Source organism: Nonomuraea sp. NPDC050556 (genome assembly GCF_044457355.1).
GTDB lineage: Bacteria > Actinomycetota > Actinomycetes > Streptosporangiales > Streptosporangiaceae > Nonomuraea.
The window spans coordinates 256,334-271,808 of the sequence record NZ_JBITGU010000004.1; the positions used below are offsets into that span (position 1 = coordinate 256,334).

15 protein-coding genes are annotated in these 15,475 nt (G+C 69.4%); 3 read left to right on the forward strand and 12 right to left on the reverse strand.

The features are described 5' to 3' along the window. Positions 1 to 7: 7 nt before the first annotated feature. A complete protein-coding gene (locus tag ACIBG8_RS38295) occupies positions 8 to 457 on the forward strand; it encodes a MarR family winged helix-turn-helix transcriptional regulator (RefSeq protein WP_397348094.1) in 450 nt (149 codons plus the stop codon). Here the strand turns inward: ACIBG8_RS38295 and ACIBG8_RS38300 are convergent. The 7 genes from ACIBG8_RS38300 to ACIBG8_RS38330 are packed head-to-tail and all read right to left on the reverse strand — an operon-like array spanning position 450 to position 7,945. Next, positions 450 to 1,301, reverse strand: a complete 852-nt coding sequence (locus ACIBG8_RS38300) for an ABC transporter ATP-binding protein (protein ID WP_397348095.1) — start codon at positions 1,299 to 1,301, stop codon at positions 450 to 452. The two genes, ACIBG8_RS38295 and ACIBG8_RS38300, sit on opposite strands and share 8 nt — an antisense overlap. Continuing rightward, on the reverse strand, positions 1,298 to 2,008 hold the full coding sequence (locus ACIBG8_RS38305; protein WP_397348096.1) for an ATP-binding cassette domain-containing protein: 711 nt from the start codon (positions 2,006 to 2,008) through the stop codon (positions 1,298 to 1,300). The genes ACIBG8_RS38300 and ACIBG8_RS38305 overlap by 4 nt, the downstream gene beginning before the upstream one ends. After that, the gene (locus ACIBG8_RS38310; protein WP_397348097.1) at positions 2,005 to 2,802 is read right to left on the reverse strand and encodes an ABC transporter permease; all 798 of its coding nucleotides are present in this window, start codon (positions 2,800 to 2,802) and stop codon (positions 2,005 to 2,007) included. Before ACIBG8_RS38310 ends, ACIBG8_RS38305 begins: the two co-directional genes overlap by 4 nt. Further along, positions 2,799 to 3,815, reverse strand: a complete 1,017-nt coding sequence (locus ACIBG8_RS38315; RefSeq protein WP_397348098.1) for an ABC transporter permease — start codon at positions 3,813 to 3,815, stop codon at positions 2,799 to 2,801. The genes ACIBG8_RS38310 and ACIBG8_RS38315 overlap by 4 nt, the downstream gene beginning before the upstream one ends. A 3-nt stretch (positions 3,816 to 3,818) precedes the next feature. Continuing rightward, positions 3,819 to 5,438 (reverse strand): ABC transporter substrate-binding protein, encoded by a 1,620-nt coding sequence (locus ACIBG8_RS38320; protein ID WP_397348099.1) that lies wholly within the window; start codon positions 5,436 to 5,438, stop codon positions 3,819 to 3,821. Positions 5,439 to 5,454: 16 nt separating this feature from the next. After that, a complete protein-coding gene (locus ACIBG8_RS38325) occupies positions 5,455 to 6,933 on the reverse strand; it encodes a hydantoinase/oxoprolinase N-terminal domain-containing protein (protein ID WP_397348100.1) in 1,479 nt (492 codons plus the stop codon). Next, complete coding sequence (locus ACIBG8_RS38330) at positions 6,926 to 7,945, reverse strand: DUF917 domain-containing protein (RefSeq protein ID WP_397348101.1); 1,020 nt, start codon at positions 7,943 to 7,945, stop codon at positions 6,926 to 6,928. Before ACIBG8_RS38330 ends, ACIBG8_RS38325 begins: the two co-directional genes overlap by 8 nt. 121 nt (positions 7,946 to 8,066) lie before the next feature. Between ACIBG8_RS38330 and ACIBG8_RS38335 the strand changes: the two genes are divergently transcribed. Further along, positions 8,067 to 9,797: an alpha/beta hydrolase gene (locus tag ACIBG8_RS38335; RefSeq protein WP_397348102.1), complete on the forward strand. Its 1,731-nt coding sequence runs from the start codon at positions 8,067 to 8,069 to the stop codon at positions 9,795 to 9,797. 62 nt (positions 9,798 to 9,859) lie between these two features. Continuing rightward, on the forward strand, positions 9,860 to 10,261 hold the full coding sequence (locus ACIBG8_RS38340) for a hypothetical protein (protein WP_397348103.1): 402 nt from the start codon (positions 9,860 to 9,862) through the stop codon (positions 10,259 to 10,261). On the opposite strand, the gene ACIBG8_RS38345 is transcribed toward ACIBG8_RS38340, so the two are convergent. From ACIBG8_RS38345 to ACIBG8_RS38365, 5 genes are read right to left on the reverse strand one after another with little or no spacing between them, the layout of a single operon-like run. Further along, positions 10,213 to 11,175, reverse strand: coding sequence for an N-acetylglucosamine kinase (locus tag ACIBG8_RS38345; protein ID WP_397348104.1), 963 nt, complete (start codon positions 11,173 to 11,175; stop codon positions 10,213 to 10,215). The two genes, ACIBG8_RS38340 and ACIBG8_RS38345, sit on opposite strands and share 49 nt — an antisense overlap. Beyond that, a complete protein-coding gene (locus ACIBG8_RS38350; protein ID WP_397348105.1) occupies positions 11,166 to 12,413 on the reverse strand; it encodes a 6-phospho-beta-glucosidase in 1,248 nt (415 codons plus the stop codon). Before ACIBG8_RS38350 ends, ACIBG8_RS38345 begins: the two co-directional genes overlap by 10 nt. After that, positions 12,410 to 13,225 carry a carbohydrate ABC transporter permease gene (locus tag ACIBG8_RS38355; RefSeq protein WP_397348106.1) on the reverse strand — a complete coding sequence of 272 codons (816 nt, stop codon included), beginning with the start codon at positions 13,223 to 13,225 and terminating at the stop codon, positions 12,410 to 12,412. Before ACIBG8_RS38355 ends, ACIBG8_RS38350 begins: the two co-directional genes overlap by 4 nt. Continuing rightward, positions 13,222 to 14,097 carry a carbohydrate ABC transporter permease gene (locus ACIBG8_RS38360; RefSeq protein ID WP_397348107.1) on the reverse strand — a complete coding sequence of 292 codons (876 nt, stop codon included), beginning with the start codon at positions 14,095 to 14,097 and terminating at the stop codon, positions 13,222 to 13,224. Before ACIBG8_RS38360 ends, ACIBG8_RS38355 begins: the two co-directional genes overlap by 4 nt. Further along, positions 14,098 to 15,366: an ABC transporter substrate-binding protein gene (locus ACIBG8_RS38365; RefSeq protein ID WP_397348108.1), complete on the reverse strand. Its 1,269-nt coding sequence runs from the start codon at positions 15,364 to 15,366 to the stop codon at positions 14,098 to 14,100. Positions 15,367 to 15,475 lie beyond the last annotated feature (109 nt).

Sequence of the window (15,475 nt, forward strand, 5' to 3'; positions counted from 1 at the left end):
CAAATAGATGGACTCCAGGCTGTTCCAGACCGTGGCGGCGTTTCGCCAGGTCATCGCCACGATCAGGCGTGGAAAACTGACCGGCGAGATCGTCAGGGCGGCCGGGGTGCCGCTGGACCAGCCGGACGTGCAGGTGCTGACCTACCTGCTCGACGTGGGCGAGCCGCGCCGCGTCGGCGCGATCGCGAACGGCCTGCAGGTGGCCGGGCCGCACGTGACCAGGCACGTGGCCGGGCTGGAGGAGCAGGGCCTGCTGCAGCGGGTGCGCGACCCCGACGACGGCAGGGCGTGGCAGATCGCGCTCACCCCCGAGGGCGCGGAGGTGGCCGGGCGCTGCGTGGCAGCCACGTCCGCCTGGTTCGACCAGGCGATGACCGGCTGGCCGGAGTCCGACCGCGAGGAGCTGCACCGGCTGCTGACCAAGCTGGCCGCCGACATGCCCACGACGATCAGCTGACCAGCACGTCCTCGGCGCGATGGCAGGCCACCCGGCGCCCTCCGACCTCCCTGAGCTCCGGTGCAGAGGCGCACTCAGGTACGGCGAAGCCGCACCTGAGCCGGAACGGGCACCCGGTCCGAGCGGGTTTGGCCTCGGTCCGTCCGGACGCGACGGGAGGCGCGCCGCCGAGCCTGGGCACCGCGTCACGCAGCGCCCGCGTGTAGGGATGGGCGGGCCGGTCGAGCAGTTCCCCCGTGGGCCCCGACTCGACGATCCGCCCGGCGAAGAGGACGTGCGAGGTACGGCACAGCCGTCCGACGATGGCCAGGTTGTGCGTGATGAGCAGCCGCTCGGTGTCGAGCGACTCGATGAGGTCGAGGATGCGCGCCTGGACGGTGACGTCGAGCGCGCTGGTCGGCTCGTCGAGGACCAGCAGCGACGGGCCGACGGCCAGCGCCCTGGCGATCACGGCGCGCTGCCGCTGCCCGCCGGAGAGCTGGTGCGGCCGCCGGTCGGCCAGCGCCGGGTCGAGGCCGACCTGCTCCATGAGCTCGGCGACCCGGGAGCCGCCGATGGAACGGCCGATCTTCATGCGCGGGTCCAGCGACTCGCCCTGGAAGATGGGCTGCACCTCCCGGCGGAAGGCCTTCCTGTTGATCGCGTAGAGGTCCTGCGTGCCGTACGTGATCCGACCGCTCACCGGCTTGAGCAGGCCGAGCAGGGCGCGGGCGAGCGTGGTCTTGCCCGAGCCGCTCTCCCCGATCAGCCCGACGCCGCCCTCGGTGACCTCCAGGGAGACGCCGTGCACCACGACGGCCTTGCCGTACGCGAGAGTGACGTCCTCGGCGCTCAGCACGGTCATGGCAGCGCCTCCAGCAGCTCGCGGGTGTAGGGGTGGGCGGGCTCGGCCAGCACGGACGCGGCCGGTCCGCTCTCGACGACCTGCCCGTCCTTCATCACCAGCACCCGGTCGGCGATCGTGGAGACCAGGGCCAGGTCGTGCGAGACGAGGAGGACGGCCAGGCCGCGCTCCTCGCGCAGCCTGCGCAGCACGCCGACGACCTCGGCCTGCACGGTGACGTCGAGCGCGCTGGTCGGCTCGTCGGCCAGGATGACCTCGGCGCCGAGCGCGATGGCGAGGGCGATCGCGAAACGCTGCGCCTGGCCGCCGGAGACCTCGTGCGGGTAGCGGCGCAGGATGTCCGGGTCGAGCATGACCGCCTCGACCGCGTCGTTCATGCCGGTCTGTGCGATGCCGTGCCGTTTGAGCGCGCGCCGCATCAGCGTGCCGAGGCGGGTGGTGGGGCTGAGCGCGGACTGCGGGGACTGCATGACGAGGGCGGCCTTCGACCCGCGCACGCTGCGGAGATCCTCTGAGCCACCGATCCTGATATTTCCGGTGACGTGGGCGCCTTCCGTCAGGCCGAGCAGCGCCATCAGGGTGGTGGTCTTCCCCGAGCCGCTCTCCCCCACGATCGCGACGCACTCGCCCGGTCCGACGTCCAGCTCGGGCACGTCGGCCACGAGCCGCTCGCCGTACCTGACCTGAAGGTTCCTGACCTCGATCACCGCAGCACCCTTCTGGGGTCGAGGGCGCCGCGCAGCCCCTCGCCGAGCACGTTGAAGGCGAACGCCGTCACCAGGATCGCCAGCCCGGGGAAGGTCACCACCCACCAGTTCGTGGTGAAGAGCGACTGCCCCTGCTCGACCATCAGCCCCCATTCCGCCGTCGGCTCCTGCGCGCCGAGCCCCAGGTAGGACAGCGCGGCGGCGGTGAGGATCACGCCTCCGGCGTCCAGCGAGAGCTGCACCAGGACGGGCGTCAGCGAGTTGGGCAGCACGTGCCTGACCACGATCAGCGGGGCGGGGACGCCCAGGCAGCGGGCGGCGTCGATGTACGGGCGGGTGGCGATGGAGGCGGCGACCGAGGCCGACAGCCGCGTGTACCAGGGCCACCAGGTCACCGCGATCGCCACGATCACCGTGGTGACGCTCGGCTCCAGCACGACGGCCAGCGCCAGGGACAGCAGCAGCGCGGGGAAGGCGAGGAAGACGTCGGTGACCCGCATGATCACGTCGCGCACCCAGCCCCCGGCGTACCCGGCGACGACGCCCAGCGTGACGCCCACGACAGCCGAGATCGCCAGCACGGCCACGGCGATGGACAGCGACGTCCTTCCGCCATAGAGGACCTGGCTGAAGATGTCGCGGCCGACCTGGTCGGTGCCGAACCAGTGCGTGCCGTCCGGCGGCTTGAGGCTGTCGAGCGGCTGCACGTCGTTCAGTGGGTACGGCGCGAGCCAGGGCGCGAAGAGCACGGCCACCACGACGATCGCCAGCAGCGCCGCCCCGAGCCGGGTCATCGCGTCCTCACCCGCGGGTCGATGACGCCCTGGAGCAGGTCGACGACCAGGTTGGCCAGCACGTAGACCATCGCGACCAGCAACGTGACCCCCGCGATGGCCGGGGTGTCGAGCGAGCTGATCGAGTCGACCGTGTAGCGCCCCACCCCGGGCCAGTTGAACACCGCCTCGACCAGGAACCCGTTGACGATCGCGTAGGCGAACACGAGCGCGATCAGCGACAGCACCGGGTTCAGCGCGGGACGCAGGGCGAACCGCGTCAGGATGGCCGTCTCGCCGAAGCCGAGCGCCCGCTCCATCCTGGCGTGGTCCTGCCCGGCCTCCTCGATCAGCGCCGCCCTGGTGAGCTGGGCGATCACCCCGGCCGGGTAGGCGGCGACGACGATGGCCGGCAGCACGAGATGCTCCAGGGTGCTGGCGAAGATCGGCCAGTTCCCGGTGATCAGGGCGTCGACGATCGTGATGTTGGTCCAGAGGGTGAGCGGGCTGGTGGTGTCGAGCGCGCCGTCGTACTCACCGGCGATCGGGAACCAGCCGAGGTTGCTCGCGAACACCGTCTGCAGGGCGAGCGCGAGCCAGAAGACGGGGACGGAGACCGCGAGCATGCTGCCCAGCCGTACCCCGAAATCGGGAAATTTCATCTTGAAGCGTGCGGCGAGCACGCCCACCGGGATGCCCACGACGATGGCCAGCACGAGCGCCGACCCCACCAGCTCCAGCGAGGCGGGGAAGGCCGTCAGCAGGTCGTCGCGCACGGGGCGCCTGGTGTGCAGGCTCGTCCCCCAGTCACCCGTGACCAGATCCCGGACGTAGTTCCACAACTGCACCGGTATCGACTCGTCGAGCCCGAACCGCAGCCGCGCCGCGGCCAGTTCCTCGGGCGAGGCCTTGGGCCCGGCGAAGGCGACGGCCGGGTCGCCGGGCACCAGCCGCATGATCACGAAGGTGAGCGCGACCACGCCGGCCACGACCAGGAGAGCCTGACCGAGCCGGCGGGCCAGATAGCGGGGCACAGGTCAGCCGGTCGGCTTGAGGTCGTAGAAGAAGACCACGTTGGGATAGGCGGGGTTGTCCACATATCCCTGGATCCCGTCCGAGAGCGCCCGCTGGTAGGTCTGCACGTACGGCACGGCCACGGCGGCCTCGTCCACGATGATCTTCTTCTGCAGGTCCGCGTACGACTGCTCGGCCAGCGCCCGGTCGGTCGCGGTGAGCATGGGCAGCGCGTCGATGGCCTTGTCGATCTCCGGCTTGTTCAGGTACGACAGGTTGAACTCCGGCTTCGGGTTGCTCTTGAAGACGTTGATGAACCACGAGTAGGCGTCGGCGTAGTCGGGATACCAGTACATGACGAAGATGTCCTGGCCCTTCTTCTTGCCCTGGTCCCACTGCGCGTTCCAGGCCATCGGCTTGGCGTTCAGCGTGATGTTGAACTTCTTGAGCTGCGCGCTGAGCAGCGTGACCAGCAGCTTCTGGTCGTCGTCGCCCTGGGCGTAGGTGAGCTTCAGGGTGAGCTCGGGGTTGTCGGGCCCGTAACCCGCAGACTCGATGAGCTGGCCCGCCCTGTCGAGGTCCTGCTTGGGGTCGAGGCCGGGGGTGAAGCCGAGCAGGCCCTGCGGCACCAGGCCCGAGCCCTTGAGCCCGGCGCCCTTGAGCGCGGCCGCCAGGCCGTCGTAGTCGAGCGCCGCCTGCACCGCCTGGCGCAGCTTCACGTCCTTGAGCGGGCCGCTCTCGGTGTTGAACAGCAGCATCAGGTTCTGGAACGACGGCGTCGTGGTCGTCTGGACGCCCTGCGTGCTCGCCGCCTTCTCGATGAGCTGCGGGTTGAGCCGCTCGACGAAGTTCACCTCGCGCTTCTGCAGCAGCTGCCAGGCGGTGGTGATCTGCGGGGTGACCCGGAAGGCGACCTTCTTGTACTGCTCGGGCTTCCAGCCGCCCCAGTACTCCTCGAACGCCTTGAGCGTGAGCTCGGTCTCCTTGCCCTTGGCCCAGGTGTCGATCGTGTACGGGCCGGTGCCGCCGTCCTTCTTGCCGTCCTTGTCCACGCCGTCCGTGTCGTAGATGTAGGCGGCGTAGACCGAGGAGGCGACCAGGTCGAGGGCCGTGGAGCGCTTCAGGGTGAACTTCAGCGTCGTGGCGTCCGGCGCCTCGACCGTCTTGACCGCCTCCCAGATGTAGGCCGCGCCGCCACCGCTCTTCATCGTGCGCTCGATGGCCTTCTTGGCCGCGTCCGCGTCGAGGGGCTTGCCGGTGTGGAACTTCACGCCCTCGCGGAGCTTGAACGTCCACTCCTTGCCGTCCTGCGCCGAGGTCCACTCGGTGGCCAGGCGCGGCTCCGGCTTCTTGGTCTCGCTGTTGTATCTGGTCAGGCCCTCGTAGATGTTGGCCATGGCGATGTTCTCGTTGGAGTACGAGGTGGCCGGGTCCCAGTCGGTGACGACGTCCAGGTTGGGGGCGTAGACAAACGTCTCTTCGTTATTTGCCGCTGCGGTCTGCGTTGTTTGAGCAGCTTGCGTGGTGGTGGCAGGGGTGGGGGTACTGCTTGCGCCCCTTACCTGGCCGCCCGCGCACGCGGATGCGGTCAAGGCCAGGACACCGGTGACCCCGGCGGCGGCTAGACGCTTGTGCCAGCGCATGGTGGGGGATCCCTTCTCAGTGCCGGGCCAGTGGCCCGGCTGCTTTGACGTTGAGCCGCACCGCGGGCTCCGACAGGTAGGCCATCGGCACCTCCTGCAGATCCACGATCTCGACCAGGGTGGGGTCGGCGCCAGCGGCGACGGCTTTGGCCGCCGCCTCTTCCTTGGCCCTTTCGATCGCTTTTGACCTGCTTTCGCCCGCAGGCAAGATCGTATCGACTCTGCCGCTCGCTAGGGCGATAGCCGCTCCAACCGCGTTGGCGACTTCGGCGTGTTCCGGCCGCTCGCCCTCGACGAGGAACGCTCCGCCGCCGACCACGACCAGTTCCGGGCGGGTACGGCCGAGCGCCATGCGGTCGACCGCCTCGGCGATCATCGTGTCGGCGACCGCGAGCGCCTCGGTGGGCGCGCTCACCCGCCAGCCGCTGTCGGGGGTACGGCCCGCAGCCACGGCCACGTCGGTCAGCGTCAGCGTGGTACCGCCGAAGACCAGCGCCTCCTCGGTGATGCGGAAACCCACGGAGTCCGGGCCGAGCCGGGTGCCGCGCACCACCGTGCCGCCGCCGAGCGCGATGGACAGGATGTCGGGCATGCGGAAGTTCGTCAGCACCCCGCCGATCTCCACCGCCGCTGCGGACTCCCTGGGGAACCCGCCGACCAGCACGCCCAGGTCGGTGGAGGTGCCGCCGACGTCGATCACGATCGCGTCGCCCCTTCCGGACAGGAGCGCGGCGCCGCGCAGCGAGTTCGCCGGGCCCGAGCCGATCGTCGCCACCGGCAGGCGCGCCGCCTGCTCGACGGTCATCAGCGTGCCGTCGTTCTGGGCGATGTACGGCCTGGCCGAGATACCACGCTCCTTGACGGTAGTGACCAGCGCCTCGACGATCTGCGCCGCCACGCCGTACAGGGCGGCGTTGAGCACGGTGGCGTTCTCGCGTTCGAGCAGCCCGAGCGGGCCCAGCTCGTGGCTGAGGCTGACCGGCAGGCCGCACTCGGCCCGGATCAGCTCGGCCACCTCCAGCTCCTGGTCGTTGCCCGCCGGGCTGAACACGCCGGTGACCGCCACAGCGTCCGCCGTCACGTGAGCCAGGAACCGCTTGACGGCGTCGGGGTCCAGCGGGCTGATCGGCCTGCCGTCCACGAAGAAGCCGCCGGGCACGATCGCCTCGCCTGCGGAGACGCGTTTCCGCAGGTCGTCGGGCCAGTCGGACAAGGGCGGCACCGACGTGGTGGCGGGCGCGCCGAGCCTGAGGACGGCCACCTTCCCGAGGTTCCTGCGCTCCAGGATCGCGTTGGTCGCGTGGGTGGTGCCGAGCATGACCCTGGTGACGTTCTCCACGGGGATGTCGATCGCCTGGAGCGCCGCCCTGATGCCGCCGGTGACGTCCTGGGTCGTGGGGCGTTTGGCCTTGGCGACCACCCGGTCGTTCTCGTCGAGCGCGACCGCGTCGGTGTTGGTGCCGCCGACGTCGATGCCGATGCGCAGCTCAGCCATGCAGTTCCTCCACGGGCACGTAGGCGAAGTCGTAGCCGAACGCCTTCGGCCCAGCGGTCTCCAGGCCCTTGGGGGTGCGCCAGAGCGGATCGCACGGCCAGGCGAGCACCGTGACCCGCTGGCCGTACCTCAGCCCCTCGGTCTGGATCGCCGTTTCGGTCTCGGTGTCGATCACCGTGATCAGGTCGGGGACGATGGCTCTGACCTGGCCGTTCTCCAAGGCCACGAGGTTCTCGTTCTGCAGCTCCAGGGTGAGGGTCCTGCCCCTGTCCGCCCCGGTGCCCTCGATCGCGGCCGTCCCGCGCACGAAGCCGCCCGTGGTGTGGCGCTCCACGTCGGTCAGCTTGCCGGTGATCAGCCTCTTCGCCCCGAGCGCTCCTTCCAGGTCCGTCGCGGCGCCGATGGCCAGCGCGCGGGTGACCGTACCCTCGATGACCGCGCCCCTGGCCTCGGCTGCGGTCAGCACGTAGTCGGCCATCAGCGCGGTCGACCCGGAAGCCACGCATACCGCCCGCGCCAGCCGTTCCGACCACAGACCGTCCACGGGCTTCAGCGTGATGACGTTCCCCACGACGTCGGACATCACCACCAGGTTGGCCGGTAATCCGGCGACGTACATCGACACCATCTGCACCTCGGGGAAGGCCCGGCCCATGCCGTCGGCGTCGAGCAGGGGCAGGCCGAGCTGCGCCGCCCAGGCGACCGGCGCGACCCCGTTGGCGCCGCCGATCTCCGACGACATGATCGCCCTGGGCCTCCTGCCGAAGATCCGCTCGATCTCCTCGACGATGCGGCGCGGCTCGTCCTCGCCGTGCGGCATCTCGTGGCTGACCGTGGGCGCGCCGATGCCCGACAGCGGGACGACCAGCGCGTCGTCCTCCAGCTCGTCGAGCGTGATGAGCGGAACCGGGCCGTATTTCCTGATCGCCAGGGTCGCGGCGAGCGCGCCCGTTCTGACGTCACCCCCGCCGCCGGTGCCCAGGATCGCGCAGCCCCGCGCGAGAGCCTTCACGTCACCCTCGTTGATATTCATATGGCGACAAAACCAAGCACATGCCGCGCTGTTTGCGCTAGTGGGGCGTTTCCCCGTTCGTTGATGGGATCGGTGTTTCTGCTGCCATCCTGGCGGCACCATGTCCGATGCCCGTGAGGCGTTCGGCCGAGTCTCCTCGCTCGCCGCAGAACACCACGCCGACCTCGACACCGCGACCCGCGTCATGGCCGCGCAGGCCTGGGTGGGCGGCGGCGCGCCGCACTTCGCCGCCTCGCTGGCCACGCAGCGCGCCTCGCTCCAGTCGGCGCTGCAGGTCGCGCTCTCGTCCCTGGCCCAGGCCGTCGTACGGCAGGGCGGTGCCGCGGTGTCACCGCCGAACGTGAACACCCAGGTCCCGGTGTCCGCGCCGACCCACGGCCCCTTCCGCGGCATCGACGTACGCGCCATGGACACCCTCATCACCCACCTCGCCAACGCCTCGACGCGACTGGGCGCGCTCGGCTCGCGGGTGCGCGCCGAACTCGCCGGGCTCGGGCTGCCCGCCTCGCCCGGCTGGACGATCGCCAGGGCCGGGGAGTGGGCCGCGATGCAGGTCCCCGACCTGCGGCGGCGCGTGGCGCGGCTGGCTTCTTCCGAGGGGTGGATCCCGTCCGACGACGCGGCGTTCGGCCTGTTCGCCGCCTTCGTCGCGCCCGGCGACCCGGACGCGTTGCTGGCGCAGCTGGCCTCGGGCTCCCCCGCCGCCCTGGCCGACCTCCTGGCCTCGCGGGACGCCTCACTACCGTCGCGCGTCAACGCGTGGTGGCACAGGCTCAGCGTTGACGCGCAGGAACGGCTGGTCCAGCTCGCCGGCTTCGGCTCCTTGAACGGCCTGCCCGCCACGGTCCGCGACCGCGCCAACCGCCACTTGCTGGCTGCGGAGAAGTCGCGGCTGGAGGCCGAGCTGACCGGGTTGACCTTCGCCGACATCACCGCAGAGCTGTCCGCCCTCGCTCCACCTGGCACTCTGGCCGCATCCAGCCGTTTGTCGGGCTTGTTGCGCAACATCGCCATGATCGAACGGGCGTTGGCCGTGGGAGGCACGGCCGGCCACCCGCCCGCCCTCCTGCTCGCCTTCGACCTCAACGGCACCGGCCGACTCGCCGTCTCCTGGGGCGACCCCGACGCCGCCGACATCACCGTCACGTATGTCCCCGGCCTGAACACGAAGCTGGCCGGGTTCGCGGGGGACATCGACCGGGCGCGGGTGTTGTGGCAGCAGTCCCAGGCCACGGCGGGCTCCCGCGCCGTGGCCTCTGTTGCCTGGCTGGGCTACGACCCCCCACAACTGTCGGGAACCTTCACCCAGGGAGCGTCCGTGATAGGCGACGCACCTGCCGAACGGGGTGGCGTGGAACTGGCCGCCTTCACCGACGGCCTTCGCGCCGCCCACCAGCCTTCAGCGGAGTCCCGCACCGTCATCCTGGGCCACAGTTATGGCTCGTTGGTTACGGGGAAGGCCGCGTTGCTCCGTCCAGGCAGGTTGGCCGACGACCTCATCTTCGTAGGCAGCCCGGGGGTGGGCGTGGACCACGCCAAGGATCTGGGAATCGGTGCTGAGCACGTGTGGGTGGGTGAGGACCGTAATGACCCGGTGGCGATGCTGGGCCGCTTCACCCGCGACCCCGGCGCCCCAGACTTCGGCGCCCAACATTTCCCAGTGGGCCGCCACTTGCTCCAGGAGGCCCACTCGATGTACTGGGAGATGCACTCCTCCTCGCTTCGCAACATGGGCCGCATAGTCACTCAGCACTACGCCGAGCTCGAAGCCCCGGAGACCCGCGTCCAACCGCAGCTTCTGATGCCGGAATTCCTTGGGCCCAAGAAATGACAGTCAGCCGATTCATCGTGCCGATGCTCATACTTCTGGCCGCATGCACCCCGGGAGCGACCTTGAACCAAACGCAGGCCACGGCCCGAGTGGACGAGCTCATCCGACAGACCGCCGCCGCCGTCGACCCGGCCCCCCGTCTCGAAGCACTTGCCTTCTCGGCAGTTCCGAACCCCTGCTCATACACGGAGGAGGGGCTGCCGGAGACGACGGCGATCAGCCGGGCCTACTGGCTGCGTGGCATCCCGAAGTCGCGCATGATGGCAGTGGCCCAGCAGGTGAAGACCTACTGGCGCCAGCAAGGGCACGCCATCACCTCTACCGGCGGGTTCGAGGTGGGGCATCCGAGCATCGGCGGCAAGTCCACGCCCGACGGTTACACCTTGGCGTTGGTGTGGGCGGAAGGGGACAACCTCTACCTTGCCGCCACCTCCCCCTGTGTAGTCCCCGACCCCGCCCAATAGCCGCGCAATCGCGCATACGCCTCCGGCCCCGCCCCCAGCGCGTCCAGCCCAGCCAGCCCGGCGCCCAGCAACGGTGGGGCGCTGACCACCACGGGGCGCACAGACGCAGGGAGGCCTGCGCGGATCGGATCGAGGAGGCCAGGGGGTGCGGCCGCCAGGATGCCGCCGCCCAGCACCACCTCGCAGTCCGTCAGGTTCAAAGCGCTCAACGCCGCCCCAGCCATCGCGACGATCTCCCCCGCCAACCGGTCGACGATCGATTCCGCCACCTCGTCAGCCAGCCCCAGCACCAACGGCGCCAGTTCCCGTAGCCGCAGATAAGGGATCTCGCCCACGTGGACAGCCCGGGTCACCGACGCCACCGACTCCAGGCCGAAGTGCCCAGGAACCAACACCGCCAGCTCCGTCCAAGGCCCCCGCCCGTCAGCACAGCGAGCAGCGTGCCACAACGCCGCCGCCCCCACGTCCGCCCCACCTCCCCAATCCCCCGAGATCGCCCCCAATGCCGGGAACCGGAACTGCTCCCCTCCCAGCCCCACCCCCACGCAGTTGATGCCAGTCCCACACACCACGGCCACCCCGGGCAAAGAAGCTGTACCCGCACGAAGCACTGCAAAGGTGTCGTTCGCTACAAAGACGGAAGACGCCCACCCGCGCGAAGCGACCGCCGACGCCAGCGCAGCCTCCTCCTCAGGAAGATCCGCCCCCGCCAGAAACGCCGCCACGTGCGCCACAGGACGGTCCACGAATCCGACCAGCGAGTCCAGCATCCCCAGAGCGCCCTCCACTCCGGTCACCTGCGGACGAAAGCCCGGCCCCCGGACAGACCCCACCACCTCACCAAGAGACGACACCAACGCCACGTCGGTCTTACTGTTCCCCCCGTCCACGACGAGCGCATACGTCACGCCCATGGCAGATACTCCCGGTTCGCGGCGACCAGCGCCCCGGCCAGCCGTACAGCCACATCCGCCTGCCCGACCAGCGGATGCGCGAGCAAAGCGTCCTCCACCCGCGAGATCCCCCCACGCAACGCCGCATCCACCGCAAGCGTCTCGTAGGCCGACACATGCCCGATCAACCCCGCATACAGCGGCGAGACCGGAGCAACCTCCACAGGAACCGCCCCGAGCGCACCAACCGTGGCAGGCACCTCGATGACCGCCTCGGGCGGCAGGAACGGCAGAGTGCCCTGGTTACGGATGTTGACGACCTGAACGTCTCCCCGATCGTCGGTCAGCGAGGCCACGAGGTTCACGGCGGCCTCGGAGTAGAACGCCCCACCCCGCTCGTCCAGCAGAGCGGGCTTGGTGACCAGCGCGGGGTCGGCGTAGAGGTCGAGCAACTCCTGCTCGATCTCCGCCACCCGCTCGGCCCGCGACCCCTCGGCCAGCTGCTCGGCGACCACCTGGTCGTGCGCGTAGAAGTACCGCAGGTAATAGGAAGGAACCACCCCGAGCCGCCGCAACAGCTCCACCGGGATCTTGACCCGCGCCGCCAGCGCCTCGCCATGGGACGCGAGCAGGCGCGGCAGCACGTCCACCCCGTCCAGATGTACGGCTCGCTCCCAGGTGAGGTGGTTCAGCCCGACATGGTCGAGCGAGAGCCGCGAGGGAGCGACGTCCAGCCATGAGGCGAACGTCCGCTGCAGCCCGATCGCCACGTTGCACAGCCCCACCGCCCGGTGCCCGGCGTCGAGCAGCGCGCGGGTGACGATTCCGACGGGGTTGGTGAAGTCGACGATCCACGCCTTGGGCGCGAGCCGTTCGACCCTGTCGGCGATGTCGAGCACCACGGGGACCGTGCGCAGCGCCTTGGCGAGCCCGCCCGCGCCGGTGGTCTCCTGCCCGACGCATCCGCACGAAAGGGGCAGCGTCTCGTCTACGTGCCGCGCCGCCTGCCCGCCGACGCGAAGCTGGAGGAGTACGGCGGAAGCCCCCTCAATCCCGGCGTCCAGGTCCTGATAAGTCCGGACCTGGCCCGGGTGACCGTACCTCTGCAGGATCCTCGACGAGAGCCCGCCAATCACCTCCAGTCGTGAAATATCGGGATCTACCAGTGCGAGCTCCGCGACCGGAAACCCCAGCCGCGCGAAACCGTCGACCAGCTCCGGCGTATAGGTGGAGCCGCCCCCGACAACCGTGAGTTTCAACCCTTAACTCCAGTGAGTGTCACGCCTTCGATGAAGGCTTTCTGCGCGAAGAAGAAGACCGCGATGAGCGGCGCCATGACGAGCAGCGTCGCCGCCATGGTGAGGTTCCACTGCACCGAGTGGACCGTCTTGAAGGAGGCCAGTCCGAGCGAGAGCGTCCAGTTCTCGGCGACTTCGCCCGTGTAGACCAAGGGGCCGTAGTAGTCGTTCCACGCATAGAAGAACGTGAAGAGGGAGACAGCCGCGACAGCAGGACGAATCATCGGCAGGATGACGCGCAGCAGTACCCGGATCTCCCCGCATCCGTCGATCCGCGCCGCTTGTGCGTACTCCTCCGGAATGGTCAGCAAGAACTGCCGCAGCAGGAAGATCGCAAAGGCGTCGCCGCAGAGGGCCGGGAGCACGAGCGGCCAGATCGTCCCGGTCAGGTGCAACTGCGCCCAGATGAGGTAGACGGGGACGATCAACACCTGAGGCGGCAGCAACATCATCGCCACGACCAGGAGGAAAGCCGCCTTACGCCCGCGGAACCGGAAGCGGGCCAGCGCGTAGGCCGCCGGCACGCTGGACACGACCGTGAAGACCGTCACGAGAACGGCGTAAACGAGGGTGTTGCCCAGCCATCGCAGGACAGGTGCCCGGCTGAAGACCTCGACCAGGTTCGTCCACTCAAACGGCGAGGGCCACAGCGCCGAGGTGAGCGCCTGCCGGTCCGACATCAGCGCGGTGAGCACGATGAACGCGAGCGGCCCGACGAACGCCAGAGCCAGCGCGATCGCGATCGAGTGGTCGGCGATCCTGCGCAGGATCATCGCGCCCTCCTGAGCATGACGGCGGTGAAGCCCAGCGAGACGACGAAGAGCAGGACGGCCAGCGAGCAGGCGTAACCCATGTTGAAGCGCTGGAACCCCTGCACGTAGAGCCAGTAGGGAAAGGTCAGCGTCGACCCGTCGGGAAAGCCCGGAGCCTGCGCCGACGCGGTGATGTCGGCGCTGCCGCTCGCCACCGACCCGGCCACGACCGCCTGCGTGAAGTACTGCAATGCCTGGATCATCCCGGTGACGACGGAGAAGAGCAGGACGGGGGCGATGCTGGGCAACGTCACATTGCGGAAGGCCTGCGCGGAGGAGGCGCCGTCGATGGAAGCCGCCTCGTGCAGCTCCCTGGGCACGTCGAGCAGCGCTGCCAGCAGGATGACCATGACGTTGCCGCTCCCCCACAGCGCCAGCGTCACCAGCGCGGGCTTCGACCAGGACGGGTCGCTGAACCACAGCGGCCCCTCCACGCCCAACCACCCGAGCACCCCGTTGACCGGCCCGGTCGCCGGGTTGAACAGGAACACGAACGCGACGGTCGCCGCCACGGGCGGCGCGAGCGAGGGCAGGTAGAACACCGTGCGGTAGAAACCGGCGCCGCGCTTGATCCTCGTCAGTACCAGCGCGCACCCCAGGGCGAACAGCACCTGGGCCGGCACCATGACCGCCAGGAACCATCCGGTGTTCCGTACGGCCTGCCAGACGTGGGGATCCTGGGTGAACAGGTACACGTAGTTGAGCAGACCCACGAAGTGGGGCCGGTCGAGCATCGTGTAGTCGGTGAAGGAGAAGTAGACCGTCGCGGCCAGCGGGTAGGCGAAGAAGATCACCACGCCCGCCAGCCACGGCGTCAGGAACAACCGGTGCATCTACGAGCCGCCCAGCTTCAGCGCGGTGTCGTTCTGCGCGTCCAGCTCCTTGAGACCCGCCGCGAGGTCCGGTACCCGGCCCTGCTGCCACTTCTCGGCGAACGCCCCGAAGTTGGTCAGGTAGGCGCCGCCGTCCGCGCTGGCGGGCAGCGACGAGCTGGCGGGGTGGCTGAACACGTCGAGGAACGGCTTGAACAGGGGGTCCTTGGCCAGCTTGAGCTCGGGCGACTTCAACGCCGCCAGCGTGGTCGGCACGTTGTGGATGGCGTCGGCGAAGGCCACGAGCGCGCCGGTGTCCGTGCTGGCGAACTTGACGAACTCCCAGGCCAGGTCGGGGTGGGCGGCGCCGCGCGGGATGCCGATGATGTTGCCGCCGATCGCCCCGGCGCCGTAGAGGTCGGGGCGGTCGGCGGGCATCGGCGCCGTGCCGTAGTCCACGCCGGAGCCGTCGTTCTTGATGAACGACGTGCGCCACTCACCGTCGACCATCATGGCGAGCTTGCCGGTCTCGAAGGCGTGCTGCGCCGAGAACTCGTCGCCGAGCCCGGCCTTGAACGTCGTCAACTTGTCCGCGCCGAACCAGTCGACGAGGCCCTTCTGCCAGGTGAGCATCTTGGCGAACGCCGGATCCGTGGCGAGGTTGGAGGTTCCGTCGTCCTTGAGCCACTTCGCCCCGAAGCTGGGGGTGAAGTGCTCGGCGACCGACTGGTAGGCACCGAGATAGGGCAGGAATCCGGCTACTTCGATGGTGCCGTCCGGCTTGCGCCGGGTGACCTGCTTGGTGAGCTCGGCGAGCTCCTCCATGGTCTTCGGCGGCTCCTTGACGAGCTTCTTGTTGTAGTAGAGCGCGAACGTGTCGGCCAGCAGCGGCATCACGCAGCGCTTGCCGCGGAACTCGGTGTAGGAGCGCACGGCCGCCGGGATCTGCTCCAGGTCCACCTTGTCCCGCTTGACCAGCGGGTTCAGGTCCTGGAACGCGCCCGTGGCGCACCAGGCGCCGACGCTGTTGGCGTTGAACGACAGCGCGACGTCGGGCGGGTTGCCGCCGCGGATGGCCTGGGTGACCTTGTCGGCGTCCTGGGCCGAGACGGTCTTGACGTTGATGCCGGGATGAGCGGCCTTGAACCTGTCGACGATGCCCTGGATGGCTTTGAGCTCGTTCGGGTCCTTCAGCGGGTGCCAGAAGACGAGCTCGTTCTTCGAGGTCGTCGGCGACGTGCAGGCCGTCGCCAGGAGGGCTGCGGCGAGGAGTACGGCGTAGCGGGGCATAGCTGACCTACCACTTCTTTACCAGTGATTGCCGCAGAGCCTGAGGGTTATTTCCGGCTATGTCAAGAGATGAGCCCTCGCCTATAGAGCAGATATTGACCACTGATTG

Bases quoted from the DNA above. Each gene is read 5' to 3' on its own strand.
- ACIBG8_RS38320 (WP_397348099.1), bottom strand. From the start codon at position 5,438: ATGCGCTGGCACAAGCGTCTAGCCGCCGCCGGGGTCACCGGTGTCCTG.
- ACIBG8_RS38360 (WP_397348107.1), bottom strand. From the start codon at position 14,097: ATGCACCGGTTGTTCCTGACGCCGTGGCTGGCGGGCGTGGTGATCTTC.
- ACIBG8_RS38355 (WP_397348106.1), bottom strand. From the start codon at position 13,225: ATGATCCTGCGCAGGATCGCCGACCACTCGATCGCGATCGCGCTGGCT.
- ACIBG8_RS38295 (WP_397348094.1), top strand. From the start codon at position 8: ATGGACTCCAGGCTGTTCCAGACCGTGGCGGCGTTTCGCCAGGTCATC.
- ACIBG8_RS38365 (WP_397348108.1), bottom strand. From the start codon at position 15,366: ATGCCCCGCTACGCCGTACTCCTCGCCGCAGCCCTCCTGGCGACGGCC.
- ACIBG8_RS38345 (WP_397348104.1), bottom strand. From the start codon at position 11,175: ATGGGCGTGACGTATGCGCTCGTCGTGGACGGGGGGAACAGTAAGACC.
- ACIBG8_RS38300 (WP_397348095.1), bottom strand. From the start codon at position 1,301: ATGACCGTGCTGAGCGCCGAGGACGTCACTCTCGCGTACGGCAAGGCC.
- ACIBG8_RS38335 (WP_397348102.1), top strand. From the start codon at position 8,067: ATGTCCGATGCCCGTGAGGCGTTCGGCCGAGTCTCCTCGCTCGCCGCA.
- ACIBG8_RS38310 (WP_397348097.1), bottom strand. From the start codon at position 2,802: ATGACCCGGCTCGGGGCGGCGCTGCTGGCGATCGTCGTGGTGGCCGTG.
- ACIBG8_RS38325 (WP_397348100.1), bottom strand. From the start codon at position 6,933: ATGGCTGAGCTGCGCATCGGCATCGACGTCGGCGGCACCAACACCGAC.